This is a genomic window from Thermostichus sp. MS-CIW-34, assembly GCF_054060435.1.
This window is the reverse complement of sequence record NZ_JBSSDE010000024.1, coordinates 1-15,857: the sequence shown is the minus strand read 5'-3', so window position 1 is coordinate 15,857 and position 15,857 is coordinate 1. Positions and strand designations below refer to the sequence as shown.

Below are 15,857 nucleotides of genomic sequence, written 5' to 3'. Positions count from 1 at the left end.
TCAGGGTCTGGCCGCCAGCAGCAAGGGAAAATGATGGGCGTTGGGGGCGTGCATCACCTGGATCCCCAGATTGGCGCGGTTGAGGAGATCGGCGTAGGTGGGGATGAAGCGGCCCTGGCTGTCCAGGATGGACTGGTTGAAGTTCAAGCCGTTCAAGTTAAAGGCCATTATGCCGATACCTATTGCCGCCGCCCAAATCCCCACTGTGGGCAGGGCCGCCATCCAGAAGTGGACGGAACGGCTGTTTCTCAGGCCCAGGCCGGGGAACCCCAGCCGCCCCAAGAACGCGTAGTGCCCGGCCAGGAAGTTGTAGGTGACTTCCTCCTGCCCGAAGCGGTAGCCGGCATTTTGTGACTCTTCTTCCGAGGTCTCGCGGATTAGGCTGGAGATCACCAGGGAGCCGTGCAGGGAGGCCAGCAGAGCGCCGCCAAAGACGCCGGCCACCCCCAGCCAGCTAGCAGGGTGCATGAGGATGTTGTGCTCCGCCTGGAAAGCCAGCATGAAGTAGAAGGTGCCGGCGATCCCCAGGGGCAAGCCTTCCGAGAAACTGCCCTGGCCGATGGGGTAGACCAAGAGCACTGCCGTAGCCGCCGCCGCCGGAGCGGAAAACGCCACCGCAATCCAGGGGCGCATACCCAAGCGATAGCTCAGCTCCCATTGCCGGCCCAGATAGCACCACACCCCGATCAGGAAATGGAGCACGATCAGTTGGTAGGGGCCGCCGTTGTAGAGCCATTCATCCAAAGAGGCGGCTTCCCAAATGGGATAAAAGTGCAAGCCGATGGCCGCCGACGTGGGCACCACCGCCGCCGAGATGAGATTGTTCCCCCCTATCAAAGAGCCGATCACCGGCTCGCGGATCCCATCCACATCCACCGGCGGAGCAGCAATAAAAGCGATTACAAAACAAAAGGCTGCTGCCAACAAGGTCGGGATCATCAATACGCCAAACCAGCCGATGTAAAGCCGGTTTTCGGTGCTGGTTATCCATTGGCAAAAGCCATTCCAACTCCAGAGCTGCCGCGCAGCCAAGGAGCGGCGAATTACCGTACTCATAGGCCAACTCCTAAAGAGACAAAACCATTCTTTGCTTTGTCGGCTTCCTTGAACGGGGCAAAACTCTTCCCGCGCCGACCGCCAAAAGCGTCTCCTTCTTTCAGGCTAGACAGTTTTAGGGACGCCGACAGGGATCCCTAACTTCCGCAACGGGAATGTGAAAAAAATGGATTTGTCGATACAAATCAGCACCCGCCTGTTGCAATTGGGATATCTTTGAGAGCTTCCCGGCAGTTGATGGCAGCCAAGCTCGAGCAGATGTTTCTCAAGAATGGGTTCAAGAAAGAGAAGTCGTTCAGGATCCGCTTTTTCTCCTGCCGGCAAGACCCTATGGGCTCTTCATGGGGCTTCCAGAAGTTTGCTTGGGGCATTCCTGGGTGGAAAAAAATCCTGCAAGCACTTCACCTGCAGGGATCCCGACTGCAAAGCACGGATGGCAGCCGCAGTGGCTTTGGCCCCTGCCAGGGTTGTCACCAGAGGGATCTTGTAGGCCAGGGCAGTGCGGCGGATCTTTTGGCCATCTTGCTGCGCCTCGACACCGGAAGGGGTGTTGATAATGAGCTGAATCTGGTGATTTTTGATGGCGTCGATGACGTGGGGCCGTCCCTCGTGCAGCTTGAGGACTTTGTCCACCGGGATCCCGTGCTCGGCCAAAACCTTTTGGGTTCCTTCGGTGGCCAATAGGCGAAAGCCCAGCTCCACAAACTCGCGGGCTACCGGGATGACCGCCTGTTTATCCCGGTCGCTGACGCTGATGAACACCGTCCCCTGGAGAGGCAGATTCTGCCCCGCCGCCAGTTGGGCTTTGGCGTAAGCGCGGCCAAAGTCCGTGTCAATGCCCATCACCTCGCCGGTGGAGCGCATCTCCGGCCCCAGCAGCGTATCGGTGCCGGGAAACTTGTGGAAGGGCAAAACCGCTTCTTTGACGGCAATGTGGGAGGGGATCACCTCCTGGGTAAAGCCCAGCTCGGCTAGGGTTTTGCCGCTCATCACTTGAGCAGCGTAGTCTGCCAGCGGATGGCCGATGGCCTTGCTGACAAAGGGGACGGTGCGGGAGGCGCGCGGATTGGCCTCCAGGATATAGACTTGACCTTTTTGGACGGCGTATTGCACGTTGATCAGGCCCACCACCTTCAGAGCTTGGGCCAACTTCACCGTCCACTCGCGGATCACCCGCAGCACCTCGGGGCTGAGGGTGCGGCTGGGCAATACACAGGCCGAATCGCCCGAGTGGATCCCGGCCTGCTCGATGTGCTCCAGAATGCCGCCGATGGTAACAGCGCCGGTGCGGTCGGCAATGGCATCCACATCCACCTCCACCGCCTCTTCCAGGAACTGATCCACCAGCACCGGACGATCCGGATCCACCGCCACCGCCAGTTGCATGTAGCGCTGCAGGTCTTGGTCGGAATAGACGATCTCCATAGCCCGTCCCCCCAAGACGTAGCTGGGCCGCACCACCACCGGATAGCCGATGCGGCGGGCAATTTCCAGGCTTTCTTCCACGCTGCGGGCGATGCCGTTGGCCGGCTGGCGAATATCCAACTCCCGCAAGATGCGCTCGAAGCGCCCCCGATCCTCAGCAATGTCGATGGAATCGGGGGAAGTTCCCCAGATGGGAGCCTGGGCTGCCGCCAGCCCCTGCGCCAGCTTGAGGGGAGTTTGACCGCCAAATTGCACGATCAGGCCGACCGGCTGCTCAGCATCCACCAAGTTCATCACCTCTTCATGGGTGAGCGGCTCAAAATAGAGGCGATCAGCGGTGTCGTAGTCGGTGGAAACGGTTTCCGGGTTGGAGTTGACCATGATCGCTTCGTAACCCAGGCGGCTGAGGGCAAAGGCAGCATGACAACAGCAGTAGTCGAATTCGATCCCCTGGCCGATGCGGTTGGGGCCACCTCCCAAGATCATCACCTTCTCTTTGCGGGCCGGGAAAATCTCCGACTCGCTCTCGTAGGTAGAGTACTGGTAGGGGGTAGCAGCCTCAAATTCGGCGGCGCAGGTATCTACAGTTTTGTAGGTGGGGATCACCCCCAGGCTTTTGCGGCAGGCCCGCACCTGATGTTCCGTGGATCCAGTGAGGTGGGCAATTTGTCGGTCGCTGAAGCCCATTTGCTTGAGGTGTCTCAAGTCGTCAGCGCTCAGGGATCCCAGCTCCCGCCCCTTGAGGGCTTGCTCCACCTCCACCAACTCCTGTAGCTTGTCGATAAACCAGGGATCGATGTGGGTGAGCTGGGCAATCTCCTGGGCAGAAAAGCCCATGAGCAGAGCGGTGCGGATGGTGAGCAGGCGGAAGGGGTTGGGGGTGCGCAGGTTGGCCCGCACTTCCTCCGGCTTGGGGAAAACCTCCGGCCTATCGCTGCCAAAACCGGGACGGTCGATTTCCAAAGAGCGCAGGGCCTTCTGGATGGATTCTTGAAAAGTGCGGCCAATGGCCATCGCCTCCCCCACCGATTTCATCTGGGTGGTGAGAACCGGCTCTGCGCCGGGGAATTTTTCAAAAGCAAAGCGAGGGATCTTGGTGACCACATAGTCGATGGTGGGCTCGAAGCTGGCCGGAGTTTTGCGGGTGATGTCGTTGGGGATCTCCGGCAGCGTGTAGCCCACTGCCAATTTGGCGGCAATTTTGGCGATGGGAAAGCCGGTGGCCTTGCTGGCCAAAGCAGAAGAGCGGGAGACCCGCGGGTTCATCTCGATCACCCGCACCTCGCCGTTGGCAGGGTTGACGGCAAATTGCACGTTGGATCCCCCGGTCTCTACGCCAATTTCGCGCATGATGGCGATGGCATAGTCCCGCAGCCGCTGGTATTCCTTGTCGGTGAGGGTTTGGGCCGGGGCCACGGTGATGGAGTCGCCAGTGTGCACCCCCATCGGGTCGATGTTTTCTATGGAGCAGATGATCACCACGTTATCCGCCAGATCCCGCATCACCTCCAGCTCAAACTCCTTCCAGCCGATGACCGATTCTTCCACCAAGATTTGGGAAACGGGGCTGGCCTCCAAGCCGGCAGCGCAGATCTCTTCAAACTCCTCCTGGTTGTAAGCCACCCCACCACCGGTGCCCCCCAGGGTATAGGCCGGGCGGATGATGAGGGGATAGCCGATCTCCTGGGCAATCTGCTTGGCTTCTTCCAGGGTGTGGGCCAGACCAGAGCGGGGCACGGCCAAGCCAATCCGCTGCATGGCTTGCTTGAAGAGATCCCGGTCTTCGGCTTTTTCAATGGCCTCCCGCTTGGCCCCAATCAACTCCACCCCGTACTGCTCCAGGATCCCTTGCTGGGCCAGTTGCACCGCCACGTTGAGGGCCGTCTGGCCGCCCATGGTGGGCAGCAAAGCATCAGGGCGCTCCCGCTCGATAATTTTGGCCACAAAGTCCACCGTCACCGGCTCGATGTAGGTGCGCTCCGCCATACTGGGATCCGTCATGATGGTGGCGGGGTTAGAGTTGACCAAAACGACCTCATAGCCCTCTTCCCGCAGGGCTTTGCAGGCTTGGGTGCCCGAGTAGTCGAACTCACAGGCTTGGCCAATGACGATCGGCCCCGCTCCAATGAGCAAGATTTTGTGGATATCGGTGCGGCGCGGCATAGGGATCCCAGAGGTGGCAGAGTCAGCCTTCTATTGTAGAGGTCACCTGCAGGTCAAGTTGCTCATCGGGATCCCTCTTTTTTGAGTGTTGCGCTTTCAAAGGCTATGCACAGCAGGCAGAGCTTGGATCCCTGGCAGGCAGGAGTTCTCTGGGGCAACCCGCAAAAGGGCAGCTTCTTCATCAGTATCAATAGACGGGAAAACTTGAACTTTAGATGATGTCAATGCTATCGTCGCAGCAAAGCCGCCCAGGGATCTGCCGATCGAGGAAACGCTCTATGGCCACGTTAATTGTTCGCAATGTTGACGAAGCCATTGTCAAAGCTCTCAAACAAAGGGCTAGTCGTCACGGCGTTAGTGCAGAGGCCGAACACCGCAAAATCCTAGAGCAAGTCTTACTCCAGCCTGCGAAACAGTCCTTTGCCGAAGTGCTCAGATCGATACCTAACGTTGGCAACGATTCAGACTTTGAGCGGGTGCAAGATAACACTGCCCATGACGTATTTGCTTGACACTAACGTCATCAGTGAGCTGCGCAAACACAGTCAAGCCAACTCCGGGGTTCAAGAATTTCTTCAAACTGCCATTGAGCAAGAGGCCCGCATCTACATCAGCGTGATCACGCTGGGCGAACTCCGCCGAGGCGTTGAACTCATGCGCGATCGCGGCGATCATCTGCAAGCCAACCTTCTGGAGAGGTGGCTGCAAACGGTTGTCGATGACTATGCCGATCACATTCTTGATTTCACAATTACCGAAGCCCAGGTATGGGGAAGCCTGTGCGTACCTCACTCTCAAAATGCGATTGACAAACAACTGGCTGCTACAGCCTTGGTTTACGGACTTACCCTGGTTACTCGCAATGTCCGTGATTTTGCCGGGACAGGGGTACCTCTCAGTGACATCCTCCCGACGCTGACCCTACGGGTACAGTGCGGGCTTCCTAACCTCGCGGTTAGGCATTCCTGCCCCACGCCACTTATCGTAGGTCATAGACCCCCGACAGACCGACTTGGCAGGCGGTTTCCGTTCCCCAGAGTCCCTGGGTACTATACTGCATTGTTGCACAGGCCATGGCTGATGGTAAATACTTGTCTTATCCCATCGAGAGAATCGACAAGTGCGGGGAGTCCATGTATCCCGACGCTGATGCTTTGCATACAGCGCGGGACTTATAGCTCCCCGCGCCCCTCCTTTGTTAACCCATTTAGACCCTCATAACAAGCCGCGGTAGCGAATAAAGATCAAAACTGCCGCCCAGGATCCCAGCGCCACTTTGATCGCCACCAGAATATTGAGAATCGGGATCCAGCCGCCGCTAAACAGAGCTCCCAACTCCCCTCTGGGCAATTCCCAGCCGGCCAGAGCCATCACAGCCACCCCGATAAACGTCACCACCGACAGCTTCTCCCACATCGCAGCCCGCCACCGTTTGTAGATGGCCTCCATCCAGGCGGAAGAGGCGGTGATCGCCACCAAGCCAATGGCTGTCCCTCCTGCCACCCCAGCAGCAAAGCCCCCGCCCGGCGTCAGGTGCCCTCGAATGGCCAGCTCCACCGCAATCAAAGCCGAAATGGTGGCCCCCACTCGCGCCAACACAATCGAGGGAATATCGGTAAATTGAGCTACATTGGCCGTCGGCTGCTCATCCGCCAGCAGGTATTGGGCGCCCAAAATCGCCGTAGAAAACACCACCACTTCAAAGACCGTATCGTAGAGGCGGTTGCGCAGAATGAGACCCGTCACCGTGTTGGGCACACCGCTTTCGCTGGCCAGAATCTCCACTGCCTCGACTAAAGCTACGCCCGCTGCGCGATTGGGGGAAACGGATCCCGCCTCGCCCACAATGAGCTGTAGGGCTGCCAGCAGCACCGCTATCCCGTACACCCACTTCATGTCGCCATCACCTCAGCGGCCAGAGCTTGCTGCGCCAAAATGGCCTGCAGGCGGGGTACGCGTGTAACCAGGCGATACTCTGCTGCTTCTCCACCGGGCTCAAGGGCAATGGTGTGTACCTCTCGGCTGCGAAGAGCAGCCACCAACGCCTCCGAACTCCCATAGGCGGCCAACTCCAAGCGCATGTGATACCGCTGTAGCCCTTGGCGCATCTGCTGTAACAACTGCCGTGCTGCTGAGGTACTGGCCTCCAGCACAGGGCTGCCTTCGAGAACGCCCAGGCGCATGCTCAGCGAAGAGCGCACCGCAATGGCGTAGAGGGTAATAGAAAGCATGGTGCCCACCAGTGCCTCGGTCAGGGCCACATCCGCCGCCCCAAACAGCGCATAGATCAGGGCGGCAATCGTCCCCAGGATCCCTCGCATCACCAGGGCGTGATAGGGATTGGTCTGGGTCACCACCAGGCTCGCCGTCAGGGGCAGAAGCAACGCCATCACCAGCAACAGGGTCTCTTCCATCCTGGTCTCCTACAGGGACTTGCGCTGCGAGCAAAACGCCAGCACATAGCCCAGAATGGTATTCCAAATAGCCAGGGAGATCAGTGCCAACACCAACAGGGGCCATTCCCGTGGGATCCGCAACAGCAGCCCCAGCATGATGCTCATCGAGCCCAGGGTGTCCGACACCGAAAGGCCGTGCAGCTTAAATAAAATCGAGCGATCCCCAAGGAGCGGCGCCGTTCCCCACAACCAAAACAGCACACCAATCCCAAACAACAGATAGCTCAGACCTTCCACCCAGACTTCCATACCTACCCCCAGGGCCTTTCTAAAGCATTTCCAGCCGTTTCAGTACATGAGCCAAGAGCATTAAGGCCGCATTGCCCACCGACAAAATCAAAACCCCCACAATCCCGATCATCCAATCATCCCGCACCACCGACACCACCAAAATCAGGATGGCCGTCTTTGTGGCCAAGCTGGCAAAGGCGAGCATCGTCTGCCAAATATCTTCCTTCAGCCAAGCGGCATACAGGGGCAAGCACAGCGTTAGGGTCAGGAGAAACAGCAGTAGGTTCACACGTCCTCCCGCGGCTTGAGCACATGGACTTCATAAGTGCCTTGGGCATTGCAATTGAGCACGATGGTTTTGGGCGTGAAGGTAATTAAAAAAATATCCAGAAACACCAGCCCTGCTGAACGGTTGGGCAGGGTTTGTTTGTATACAACTTCCTCAACAGTGTGGGGCTTGAGGATCATCTCGAAGGCTTCCCAGTAGGCTCTTGGGATGGCGAGAAGAATTTCCTGGAGCACTCGCCCCCAATCCCGCCATTGCACCGGTGCGGAAGCCTGGCGCGGCAGCAGCAACGTTGCCGCCACCCCGATGGCCACATTGTCCCAGCTCAGATTGCCCGTCAGCAGAAACCAAATCAAGAGGCGCAGGCCGATCTCCAATAGACCCAACTCAGGGTAGCGTCCCATAGTTCCCCACAGCTAACAGAGCCCAAACCAGCACCAACACTATGCTCAAGCCGCCCACCACTGCTTCCAGCCCTTCGTTCACCGACCCTCCCTTCAAAGGGATCCGCTCCCAAAACCAGCCTAGGGGGATCCCAACGCCCAAACTGAGGAGCGCCTTGAGAAGATTGTCAGCGCCATAGGCCGCCGGTAGCCAGCCCCAGAGCAAGCCCCCACCCCAAAGCACCAGTGCCACTTTATCTTGCCAAGGAGTTGCAGAGGTGGTTGCCCCCTTCATTGGAGAAACAGGTGCCCGCAGCACTCGCACGCCTAAACAAGTGGTGCCGACGGTAACCCCCACCAGCAGCCACTCGTGCCAGGGATCCAGAGCAGACAAGCTGAGGGCCTTGGCCGCATACCCCAAACTGCCGGGTACCCCTGCCAGGGAAGCCGTCCCTAAGAGCAGCATCGGCCAACGCCAGGGATGGGTCACGCTTGTTCCAACAAACAGCAAGGGCTTTGCCAACCCATGGGCAAGACCGTACAAACCTGCCCATTGAGGGGCAGCAATCACAAATCCCATCTGCGATACCGAGCTCCAGGCGAGAAGGTGCTGGGGCGTGCTCGCCATCAAGGCCAGTAGGATCCCGAAAACGGCTGAACCAGCGCTCAAGTAGGGCAACCCCTGGGCCAAGACCGGCGAAGCCTCGCTGCAGCGCACCAAAGCCATGGCTCCTGCTTTGGTCGTAAAACCGCTGAGCACCGCCGCAACAACGGGATCCGCGGTAACGTAGGTGAGGGGCAGCCACAGGCCGGCAACGAAGATCGCCCCCTTGGCCAAAAGACCCACAGCAATCAGCGCCAAGGCCGTGGGGTCGGCCATAGCCAAACTGCTCATCGCCAGGGATCCCGTGCGCACATAGACCAGGATTGCGCCCATCAGGTAGAAGAGCATGGCCACATTGCTCATGAAAAGGTAGCGCAGCCCCACCCAGAGCTGGCGATCGCGGTGCGGAGCATTTTCTTCCACTGTGGGTTGGCCCTCAGCCCGCCGCCCGTAGGTCAGCAGCAAAAACACGCCGATGCTGAGCACCTCCAGGGAAACGTAGACGCTGATCAGGTCAGCACTGATGATGACGGCGTTGGCGCTACCGTGCACGATCAGTAGCTGCATGGCCAGAAAGCGGCTGCCCGCAAAGCGTCTATCCAAATACAGCGCCACCCCCAGCGTGACCAGGCCGTGGGCCAAGAGCATCGCTGCTCCATTGGCATCGATCCGCAGCGTCACCCCGAAGTGATCCAAAAGCTGCAGCTCCAAGGGCGCAGCGGTTGTGCCGGGCAAGCCCCCCTGCTGCACCGCATAGGCCACCGTCAGCGCGGCCATCCCCACCAAGCTGGGACGGGTTAGGGCTGGCATCAAGTAGGTTGTGAAGGCCAGCAGAAAGGGCAGCGCCACCCATACCAGCGTCAGCTCAGTCATCGGTAGAAGTGCTCTGCGCCCCTGACGCGACTGCCTGTTCGATGCTCTCGACTTCGAGGGTGGGATGATTGCGGGAGAGCTTCATCACCCCCACCAACATCAAGGCTTGTACCGATAGGCCAATGACGATGGCCGTGAGGATGATCCCCTGAGGCACCGGGTCGGCATAGTCCAGCTCGCGCCAGGGTTTGTAGATGGGGGTGAACACACCGCTCCGGGCTGCCCAGATCACGAAGAAGGCGATGACCCCGGTGCTCATGACATCCATAGACAGGATCTTCATAATGAGGTTGCGCTTGACCACGACTCCCCAGAAGCCAAGGAAGATCGTGAGGATGACGGCGGCACTTAACATGGACACCTCGCTTGCTGCGCTCGAGCTATCTGGTCGCTCAGTCGTTCTAAGGCTACGCCCGCTACGTGACCAGTATCCAGCTTCCGCAGCCGCGGCAGCCAGATAGCCTGTGGCCGGCTGCAACGCTGCCGGGATCCCCATCTCCCCAGCAAGACCGGGATCCCGAATTCGAAAGAGCTGCAGCTCCCAATGGGCAACTTGCTGCGACTTCTTGCCAGCTCTGGAGCTTGGTGGGATCCTGGTCATACACCTCTCATGCCAAGGTCGGAATTCATGGCTGCTGTTCGCAGTTTAAGTTGTAATTTAATGGCCTTGGCGGAACCGACTTCTGGATGCTGAAGAAAGGTGTTGGAGAAGGGGGTTTAAAAGCCGTGATGCTGCCGGTGGCGGAAGCAGAAGCCCTGATTTTGCAGGCGGTTCAGCCGCTGGGCCCAGAGTGGGTGGAGCTGGGATCCGCCCAAGGCCGCGTTCTCAGCCAAACTGTGTATAGCCCCCAGGATTTTCCGGCCCATCCCACCTCCAGTATGGATGGCTATGCCGTGCGCCATGAAGATGTGCAAGCGGGGATCCCTTGTGAGCTGCAGGTGATTGAGACTCTCCCCGCCGGAAAGGCACCCACCCGAGAGCTCCAGCCTGGACAAGCGGTGCGTCTCTACACCGGCTCCCTCTTGCCCAGCGGTGCGGACACCGTGGTGATGCAGGAAGACACGCAGCAACCTTCGCCAGGAACCGTTCGCCTCTTGCAGCGTCCGCAGCGGGGCCAATTTGTCCGGCCTCAGGGAGACTTTGCCCGCCAGGGGGATCCCCTCCTGCCGGCAGGGCAGGCTTTGGGCGGAGCGGAGCTAGCCGTTTTGGCCGCCATCCGACAGGCGATGGTGCCGGTGTTTCGTCAGCCCCGGGTAGCCCTGTTCTCGACAGGGGATGAGCTAGTGCCCATCCAGCAGGTGCCGGGGCCGGGGCAGGTCGTGGATTCCAACCAGTACGGCCTGGCGGCTCTGGTCAAGGCAGCGGGTGGGATCCCGATCCAGTTGGGCATCGTGCCGGATCGGCTCCAGGTGTTGCGGCAGGTCGTCCAGCAGGCCCTGGCCTCCGCCGATGGGGTGATCTCTTCCGGAGGGGTATCGGTGGGGGATTTTGACCTGGTGGAAAAGGTGCTGGAGGAGTTGGGAGGCGAGATTTTCATCCGCAGCGTGGCCATCAAGCCGGGCAAACCCCTGACGGTGGCTCGTTTTCCCAATCCCCACGGCCCCCCCAAGCTCTACTTTGGCCTGCCGGGCAACCCTGCCTCTGCCCTGGTGACCTTCTGGCGCTTTTTGCACCCGGCCCTGCGAAAAATGGGCGGATCCCTGCCCCCCTACTGGCAGATCCTCTCCGCCTTCAGCCCGGTGGATCTGCATGCCGACGGTCAGCGGGAACACTACCTCTGGGGACGGCTGCAGGTCAAGCCCGAAGGGATCCAATTTCAGCCCGCCGCCAACCTCAATTCCGGCAATCTCATCAGTCTGGCCGGCTGTAATGCCTTGGCTGTGCTGCCAGTAGGGACAACCCAGATCCCTGCTGGTTCGCCCGTTCAGGTGCTGCAACTGCCCTGAAGATCCCTAGCCCTCCTCTCGCTGCTGCTGGAATAGCCGCCATAGTCAATCCAAATAACAATGAGACGCTAGCCAGTACAACAGTTCCGTCTGCAACAGCGGACCGCAGGCCCTATCACTTCATCCACAGAAGTTCCTCTATCAGCATGCATCCTTGCCCTCTTGAGAGCACTAAAGTCACCCTCAATCTCATTCAAGTCTGGCGAGGGCCTCAGCAAAAAACCACCTCCTGCCCTGCCGCTTTCATCAAATCCTTTATCCTTCCCTTCCGTTCGCCGAGCAGGCCCTAGGCCTTTGAATCGGCCCATTGCCCAGAGTCAATACAGATGTCCTCTCCAAACTCGGCATTTAGTGTCCCTCAAATTCTTCCGCATTCGAGCTACTTGAAAAAGCGTCGGGGCTATCAAACCCCCTCTCTCCTTCCTCCTACCGGCTACTCAGCTCTCTCTCTTCCCATAAACTTTCTCCCCTCTCTTTGGCCAAGCATAAAACAGGTGCGTATCTCCCCAAACCCTGTCTCGTCATTCTCTCATCATTCGCGTCAGCGGTGCAGAGCCCATTGTAAGCTAAACTCTCACTTCCATACTTCTGAACCAACTCCCTCAAGACCCTAGAGTCGTTGATTCTCTCTTGGATTCTCTCTTGCCAATCCCGCTCTCGGTGCCTTAACTCTTTTTTTTCGCGTTGTTTTCATCTTCCTAAGAGCATAGTAAATAGCGCTGGGATGGACGCCAAACCTCTGAGCTCTATCCTTCAGTCGAGCTTCTGGGTACTGTTCTACGTCTTGCTGCAGAGCGACCAAGTCTATCTTTCGCTTCCGAGTCTTGACTTTTGTCGGCCTCAGGTCTTCTCGGTTCAGCCAGCGATAAACCGTTGCACGACTGACTTTGTACATCTGTGCAGCTGCAGTGGGGCTGCCCCCTTCCTGGACATACCCTACGACTCTCTCTCTCAGGTCTAAGCTATAGGTCATGAAGCTTCCTCCTGAGGTCTACCCCCACGTCATCTTGCCTTTAACACCGTCTCATTGTCAACTGAATTGACTACAACTACACAGACCTGCTTTGTGGTCATTTCAAATGGCACCTGTCTTGCCTTTTGTCTGCCGTCGTCGAGAGAGGGGGCAGCGGCACAGAGGACTAGGAAGGAGGGGGGAGACCGTCTCGAACAGACCTAGAGTAGGCCTGCTGCACCGCCTGGTAGCGCCGTTTGAACGCCTGCTGCTGCACCTTGTGATCCACAATGGGATCCGGATAGCCACAGCTTCGCCGTTCCCGCAAAGCCCAGGATCCCTTGGGGTCATCCCCCACCCACAGCAGAGCCGGCGTATCCAGCCCTGCCAGCTCCGGCAGATAGCGGCGGATGTACTCTCCTTCCGGGTCATAGCGGGCCGCTTGGTTGGCCGGGTTGAAAATGCGCAGGGGCTTGGGATCCGTGCCCACACCGGCGCTCCACTGCCAACCGCCGTTATTGGCCGCCAGATCCCCATCCACCAGCTTTTGCATAAAGTAGCGTTCTCCCCAGCGCCAATCGATGAGCAGATCCTTGGTTAAAAAGCTGGCTACAATCATGCGGCAGCGGTTGTGCATCCAGCCGGTTTCGTTCAGTTGGCGCATGGCCGCATCCACAATGGGGTATCCCGTCTGCCCCGCACACCAAGCCTGAAACCAGTCCTGCCGATTGTCCCACTCCAGGGCGTCGAAGGCTCGTCGATAGGCTCCGGTTTCCACGTGGGGCCAGTGGGCCAAGACATGCTTGTAAAACTCTCGCCAGCACAGCTCCTGCCGCCAAGTTTGCAAGCTGCTTTCGGCTTCTTCGCTGCGCACCTCGGCCTCTACTTCTCGCGTGGCCTGCCAAACCTGGCGAATGCCGAGGGTTCCCCAACACAAGTGGGGGCTCAGTAGAGAAGTGCCCGGCTCAGCCGGGAAGTTGCGGGCTCGCTCGTAGTCCAAAATGCGCAAACCCTGACAAAAGTCTTCCAAAAGGGCTTGAGCCGCTGCTTCCCCCGCTGCTGGGATCCGCTGGTCGCAGACAAAGCCCAAATCTGCCAAAGTCGGTAGAGGCTGCGCTTTTAGTCCCGATACCGGCTGCAGACCCTCGGGGGTTGGGTAGGGATCCCGCTTGGGCAAGCTCGCCCACCTGCGCCAGAAGGGAGTGAAGACCGAATAGGGCTCCCCCGCCTGGGTCAACACTTCCCCCGGCCCGTGCAGCAGCATATCTTGGTAGGAGAAGGACTGGATCCCGGCTGCGGCCAAACTGGCCTGCACTCGACTCTCTTGCTGTAGGGCGAACGGCTCCCCATCGGCATTCCAAAACACGGCCCTGGCTCCCAGGTCTGTGGCCAAGCACCGCAACTCCACCGAGGGATCCCCCAGCCGCCAGATCAGTGGGATCCCCATCTGGGCGTAGCGCTCTTGGAGCTCTTGCAGAGCCTGAAGCAAAAAGGCCACCCTAGCTGGGGCCATGTCCGACCGTCTCAGCATCTGCGGGTCGAAAATGAAGACAGGCACCACCTGAGAGCTGCGCTGGGCTGCCTCATGAAGAGCTGTGTTGTCCCCTAACCGCAGATCGCGACGATGCCAAAGCAAAACGGGGGAAGTCATAGGCTGCCAAGCAATGGGATCCCATCTTGGCCGGTTGCCACCGCCCCTTTCAACTCACTCCCCCCAAGGCTGGGAGCCGGGGCGGCCAGAAGCTACATTCTAAAGAACCTTGAAGAACCCTATCAAAGCTCTAGACTGTCGAACACCCGACTGGGACAATAGCGGCAGCGCTCCTCTGGCTTTTGCTGGCCATCGCTGTATCCCATCGCGTAAGCTGTATCCCCCAACATCACCACCAGCTGAGTCAGCTTCAGGGAAAGCAACGGGTCAAGCGGCTCCGTCACATTCAGCATAAACTGCTCAATGGAGCGCCGCAGCGCCTCTGGCGTCTTGATCATCACGTCTCCATCCATCCATCGATGGCTTTAGGTATTCATACTCAAGGCAAGATGGACATGGACTCAGGATAAAGGTGGAAGGAAGAGATGCTCGTAGCATTGGCTACTGTTCTTGGGATCGAGCCGGCAAGGGCTGAGCTCCACACCAGCCAGAGCAGGCTTGCGGATGATGTTAGCCTAGGTATCTAAAAATGGCGACAGCGCGACGGGTGGCACGGGTAGCAGAGCTGATCAAACGAGAGGTCAGCCAAATCCTGCTCTCGGAGATCAAAGATGACCGGGTTGGGGCAGGGATGGTCAGCATTGTGGATGTCGAGGTTTCCAATGACCTGCAAAACGCCCGCATCTTCGTCAGCATTTATGGGGATGAGACAGCTCAACACCGAGCTATGGAAGGGCTAGCAGCGGCCACACCCTTTGTGCGGCGGGAAATCGGCCAGCGCCTCAGCCTGCGACGGGTGCCAACGGTGGTGTTTTTGCAGGATCGCTCTTTGGAGCGGGGATCCCGCGTTTTGGCTCTGCTTAACCAACTGAGACAGACCTCTGAGGCCCAGGAACCGGAGGGATCCCAAGCTGGGGTTGAGGACACCGCCGAGGGCGAAGAAAACGAATCGAGCGGCGAATAGTTGCACCATTTCGAGGGATCCGCGCTGGAGCTCAGCCTGCTTTGCACGAGAGAGCAAAGGATCTGCCTTGATGGCCACTAGATAGAGGGGCCTTTGCTTTGCAGCAATGCGGACAACATCCAAGAAAAGTTTTTGACGTTCGCGTAAGCGGGCCGGAGGCCCTGAAGTTTTTGGATTTGTTAGGCTTAAGGGAGCTATACAGCCCTTCCCCCGATCGTCTATCCGTACAGGACTCCATGTCTGCGGCACACTTGCGCAAACCAGAGCGCTCTGCTCCAAAGGGCAGCGGCGTTGTTGTGGTCAACCTGCGAAAGGGCTGTAAGGTTGCTGTCCATGCCTTTCCTGCCTTTTCATGGATGTTCAAAGCCCACTGCAACCGGATCCCTCTCTAGGGGGTGCTACTCCACTCCAAGCTCTGCAGGCCCTAAACCAGAGTGTTACCGAAGCTTTGGTTTCCTGCTTGAAAGGGCAACCCCAACAGGCCACTCAGCACCTTTTGCTGGCTCTGCCGCAGCTCATGGCGGCTCTGGGGGCCTTGAGGCAAAAATCTTCCCTTCGCGTAAGCGGGCCGGAGGTCTTGGACGAGCCTGCAGGCTGCCCTTCAGAAGCCCAGCCCAAGCGCATCCTTCACATCGAAGGCAACCGCGTGGAAGTGTGGGTGGATAACCAAATTCGCAGCAGTTGGAGCATTTGGTCGGTGGGAGATCTCAAGGAAGTCTGTCGGCTGGCAGAAGAGTTCGACTGTGGCCTCAGCTATTCTCTAGGAGGAAACTCAGCTAGAAATCGCAGGAGCCCCGCACTGTACCCGTAGGGTCAGTGTCGGGAGGAATGCGGAAGTTATGATAGAACCATGACCCAAGTCCTGA

General features: G+C 58.6%; 15 protein-coding genes and 2 pseudogenes. 5 read left to right on the top strand and 12 right to left on the bottom strand.

Annotation, left to right across the window (positions count from 1 at the left end; all coding sequences use genetic code 11):
• Entirely contained in the window at nt 1-1,056 is a 1,056-nt protein-coding gene (gene psbA, locus ACVWYY_RS09375) for a photosystem II q(b) protein (RefSeq protein ID WP_457404131.1), read from the bottom strand.
• A gap of 339 nt (nt 1,057-1,395) precedes the next feature.
• Nucleotides 1,396-4,644, bottom strand: coding sequence for a carbamoyl-phosphate synthase large subunit (gene carB / locus ACVWYY_RS09370; protein WP_457404130.1), 3,249 nt, complete (start codon nt 4,642-4,644; stop codon nt 1,396-1,398).
• 278 nt (nt 4,645-4,922) lie between these two features.
• On the opposite strand from carB, the gene ACVWYY_RS09365 reads away from it, so the two are divergent.
• Together ACVWYY_RS09365 and ACVWYY_RS09360 are read left to right on the top strand one after the other, a co-directional pair.
• Entirely contained in the window at nt 4,923-5,156 is a 234-nt protein-coding gene (locus ACVWYY_RS09365) for a FitA-like ribbon-helix-helix domain-containing protein (RefSeq protein ID WP_071818136.1), read from the top strand.
• Nucleotides 5,128-5,541 (top strand): annotated as a pseudogene (locus ACVWYY_RS09360) (PIN domain-containing protein); the annotation flags it as partial. The gene ACVWYY_RS09365 and the pseudogene ACVWYY_RS09360, both read left to right, overlap by 29 nt.
• A 318-nt stretch (nt 5,542-5,859) precedes the next feature.
• Here the strand turns inward: ACVWYY_RS09360 and ACVWYY_RS09355 are convergent.
• Genes ACVWYY_RS09355 through ACVWYY_RS09325 form a run of 7 tightly spaced genes read right to left on the bottom strand, consistent with a single transcriptional unit; the run spans nt 5,860 to nt 9,832 of the window.
• Nucleotides 5,860-6,540 (bottom strand): Na(+)/H(+) antiporter subunit B, encoded by a 681-nt coding sequence (locus ACVWYY_RS09355; RefSeq protein WP_457404128.1) that lies wholly within the window; start codon nt 6,538-6,540, stop codon nt 5,860-5,862.
• Nucleotides 6,537-7,058 (bottom strand): DUF4040 domain-containing protein, encoded by a 522-nt coding sequence (locus ACVWYY_RS09350; RefSeq protein WP_414357736.1) that lies wholly within the window; start codon nt 7,056-7,058, stop codon nt 6,537-6,539. Before ACVWYY_RS09350 ends, ACVWYY_RS09355 begins: the two co-directional genes overlap by 4 nt.
• Before the next feature lie 9 nt (nt 7,059-7,067).
• Nucleotides 7,068-7,349, bottom strand: coding sequence for a monovalent cation/H(+) antiporter subunit G (locus ACVWYY_RS09345; RefSeq protein ID WP_011431879.1), 282 nt, complete (start codon nt 7,347-7,349; stop codon nt 7,068-7,070).
• 19 nt (nt 7,350-7,368) lie between these two features.
• Nucleotides 7,369-7,620: a hypothetical protein gene (locus tag ACVWYY_RS09340; RefSeq protein WP_011431878.1), complete on the bottom strand. Its 252-nt coding sequence runs from the start codon at nt 7,618-7,620 to the stop codon at nt 7,369-7,371.
• Nucleotides 7,617-8,021 (bottom strand): Na+/H+ antiporter subunit E, encoded by a 405-nt coding sequence (locus tag ACVWYY_RS09335; RefSeq protein ID WP_041436089.1) that lies wholly within the window; start codon nt 8,019-8,021, stop codon nt 7,617-7,619. Before ACVWYY_RS09335 ends, ACVWYY_RS09340 begins: the two co-directional genes overlap by 4 nt.
• Nucleotides 8,005-9,477 (bottom strand): cation:proton antiporter, encoded by a 1,473-nt coding sequence (locus tag ACVWYY_RS09330; RefSeq protein ID WP_457393236.1) that lies wholly within the window; start codon nt 9,475-9,477, stop codon nt 8,005-8,007. Before ACVWYY_RS09330 ends, ACVWYY_RS09335 begins: the two co-directional genes overlap by 17 nt.
• Nucleotides 9,470-9,832 carry a cation:proton antiporter subunit C gene (locus ACVWYY_RS09325; protein ID WP_414357739.1) on the bottom strand — a complete coding sequence of 121 codons (363 nt, stop codon included), beginning with the start codon at nt 9,830-9,832 and terminating at the stop codon, nt 9,470-9,472. Before ACVWYY_RS09325 ends, ACVWYY_RS09330 begins: the two co-directional genes overlap by 8 nt.
• A 332-nt stretch (nt 9,833-10,164) precedes the next feature.
• Here ACVWYY_RS09325 and ACVWYY_RS09320 point away from each other — a divergent pair, with 332 nt between their 5' ends.
• On the top strand, nt 10,165-11,424 hold the full coding sequence (locus ACVWYY_RS09320) for a molybdopterin molybdotransferase MoeA (protein ID WP_457404124.1): 1,260 nt from the start codon (nt 10,165-10,167) through the stop codon (nt 11,422-11,424).
• 68 nt (nt 11,425-11,492) lie between these two features.
• Here ACVWYY_RS09320 and ACVWYY_RS09315 read toward each other — a convergent pair.
• From ACVWYY_RS09315 to ACVWYY_RS09305, 3 genes and pseudogenes are all read right to left on the bottom strand, one after another.
• Nucleotides 11,493-12,397, bottom strand: a pseudogene (locus tag ACVWYY_RS09315) (IS630 transposase-related protein).
• Nucleotides 12,398-12,563: 166 nt separating this feature from the next.
• Nucleotides 12,564-14,027: a cryptochrome/photolyase family protein gene (locus ACVWYY_RS09310; RefSeq protein ID WP_457440347.1), complete on the bottom strand. Its 1,464-nt coding sequence runs from the start codon at nt 14,025-14,027 to the stop codon at nt 12,564-12,566.
• A 122-nt stretch (nt 14,028-14,149) separates the two neighbouring features.
• Nucleotides 14,150-14,365 (bottom strand): hypothetical protein, encoded by a 216-nt coding sequence (locus tag ACVWYY_RS09305; RefSeq protein WP_238376842.1) that lies wholly within the window; start codon nt 14,363-14,365, stop codon nt 14,150-14,152.
• 191 nt (nt 14,366-14,556) lie between these two features.
• On the opposite strand from ACVWYY_RS09305, the gene rbfA reads away from it, so the two are divergent.
• Together rbfA and ACVWYY_RS09295 are read left to right on the top strand one after the other, a co-directional pair.
• Nucleotides 14,557-14,991 (top strand): 30S ribosome-binding factor RbfA, encoded by a 435-nt coding sequence (gene rbfA, locus ACVWYY_RS09300; RefSeq protein WP_414328963.1) that lies wholly within the window; start codon nt 14,557-14,559, stop codon nt 14,989-14,991.
• Nucleotides 14,992-15,343: 352 nt separating this feature from the next.
• Nucleotides 15,344-15,802 (top strand): hypothetical protein, encoded by a 459-nt coding sequence (locus ACVWYY_RS09295; protein WP_457440345.1) that lies wholly within the window; start codon nt 15,344-15,346, stop codon nt 15,800-15,802.
• Nucleotides 15,803-15,857 lie beyond the last annotated feature (55 nt).

Bases quoted from the DNA above. Each gene is read 5' to 3' on its own strand.
- ACVWYY_RS09350 (WP_414357736.1), bottom strand. From the start codon at position 7,058: ATGGAAGAGACCCTGTTGCTGGTGATGGCGTTGCTTCTGCCCCTGACG.
- ACVWYY_RS09355 (WP_457404128.1), bottom strand. From the start codon at position 6,540: ATGAAGTGGGTGTACGGGATAGCGGTGCTGCTGGCAGCCCTACAGCTC.
- ACVWYY_RS09295 (WP_457440345.1), top strand. From the start codon at position 15,344: ATGGATGTTCAAAGCCCACTGCAACCGGATCCCTCTCTAGGGGGTGCT.
- psbA (WP_457404131.1), bottom strand. From the start codon at position 1,056: ATGAGTACGGTAATTCGCCGCTCCTTGGCTGCGCGGCAGCTCTGGAGT.
- ACVWYY_RS09330 (WP_457393236.1), bottom strand. From the start codon at position 9,477: ATGACTGAGCTGACGCTGGTATGGGTGGCGCTGCCCTTTCTGCTGGCC.
- ACVWYY_RS09320 (WP_457404124.1), top strand. From the start codon at position 10,165: ATGCTGAAGAAAGGTGTTGGAGAAGGGGGTTTAAAAGCCGTGATGCTG.
- ACVWYY_RS09305 (WP_238376842.1), bottom strand. From the start codon at position 14,365: ATGATCAAGACGCCAGAGGCGCTGCGGCGCTCCATTGAGCAGTTTATG.
- ACVWYY_RS09365 (WP_071818136.1), top strand. From the start codon at position 4,923: ATGGCCACGTTAATTGTTCGCAATGTTGACGAAGCCATTGTCAAAGCT.
- ACVWYY_RS09335 (WP_041436089.1), bottom strand. From the start codon at position 8,021: ATGGGACGCTACCCTGAGTTGGGTCTATTGGAGATCGGCCTGCGCCTC.
- ACVWYY_RS09310 (WP_457440347.1), bottom strand. From the start codon at position 14,027: ATGACTTCCCCCGTTTTGCTTTGGCATCGTCGCGATCTGCGGTTAGGG.
- ACVWYY_RS09345 (WP_011431879.1), bottom strand. From the start codon at position 7,349: ATGGAAGTCTGGGTGGAAGGTCTGAGCTATCTGTTGTTTGGGATTGGT.
- carB (WP_457404130.1), bottom strand. From the start codon at position 4,644: ATGCCGCGCCGCACCGATATCCACAAAATCTTGCTCATTGGAGCGGGG.
- ACVWYY_RS09325 (WP_414357739.1), bottom strand. From the start codon at position 9,832: ATGTTAAGTGCCGCCGTCATCCTCACGATCTTCCTTGGCTTCTGGGGA.
- rbfA (WP_414328963.1), top strand. From the start codon at position 14,557: ATGGCGACAGCGCGACGGGTGGCACGGGTAGCAGAGCTGATCAAACGA.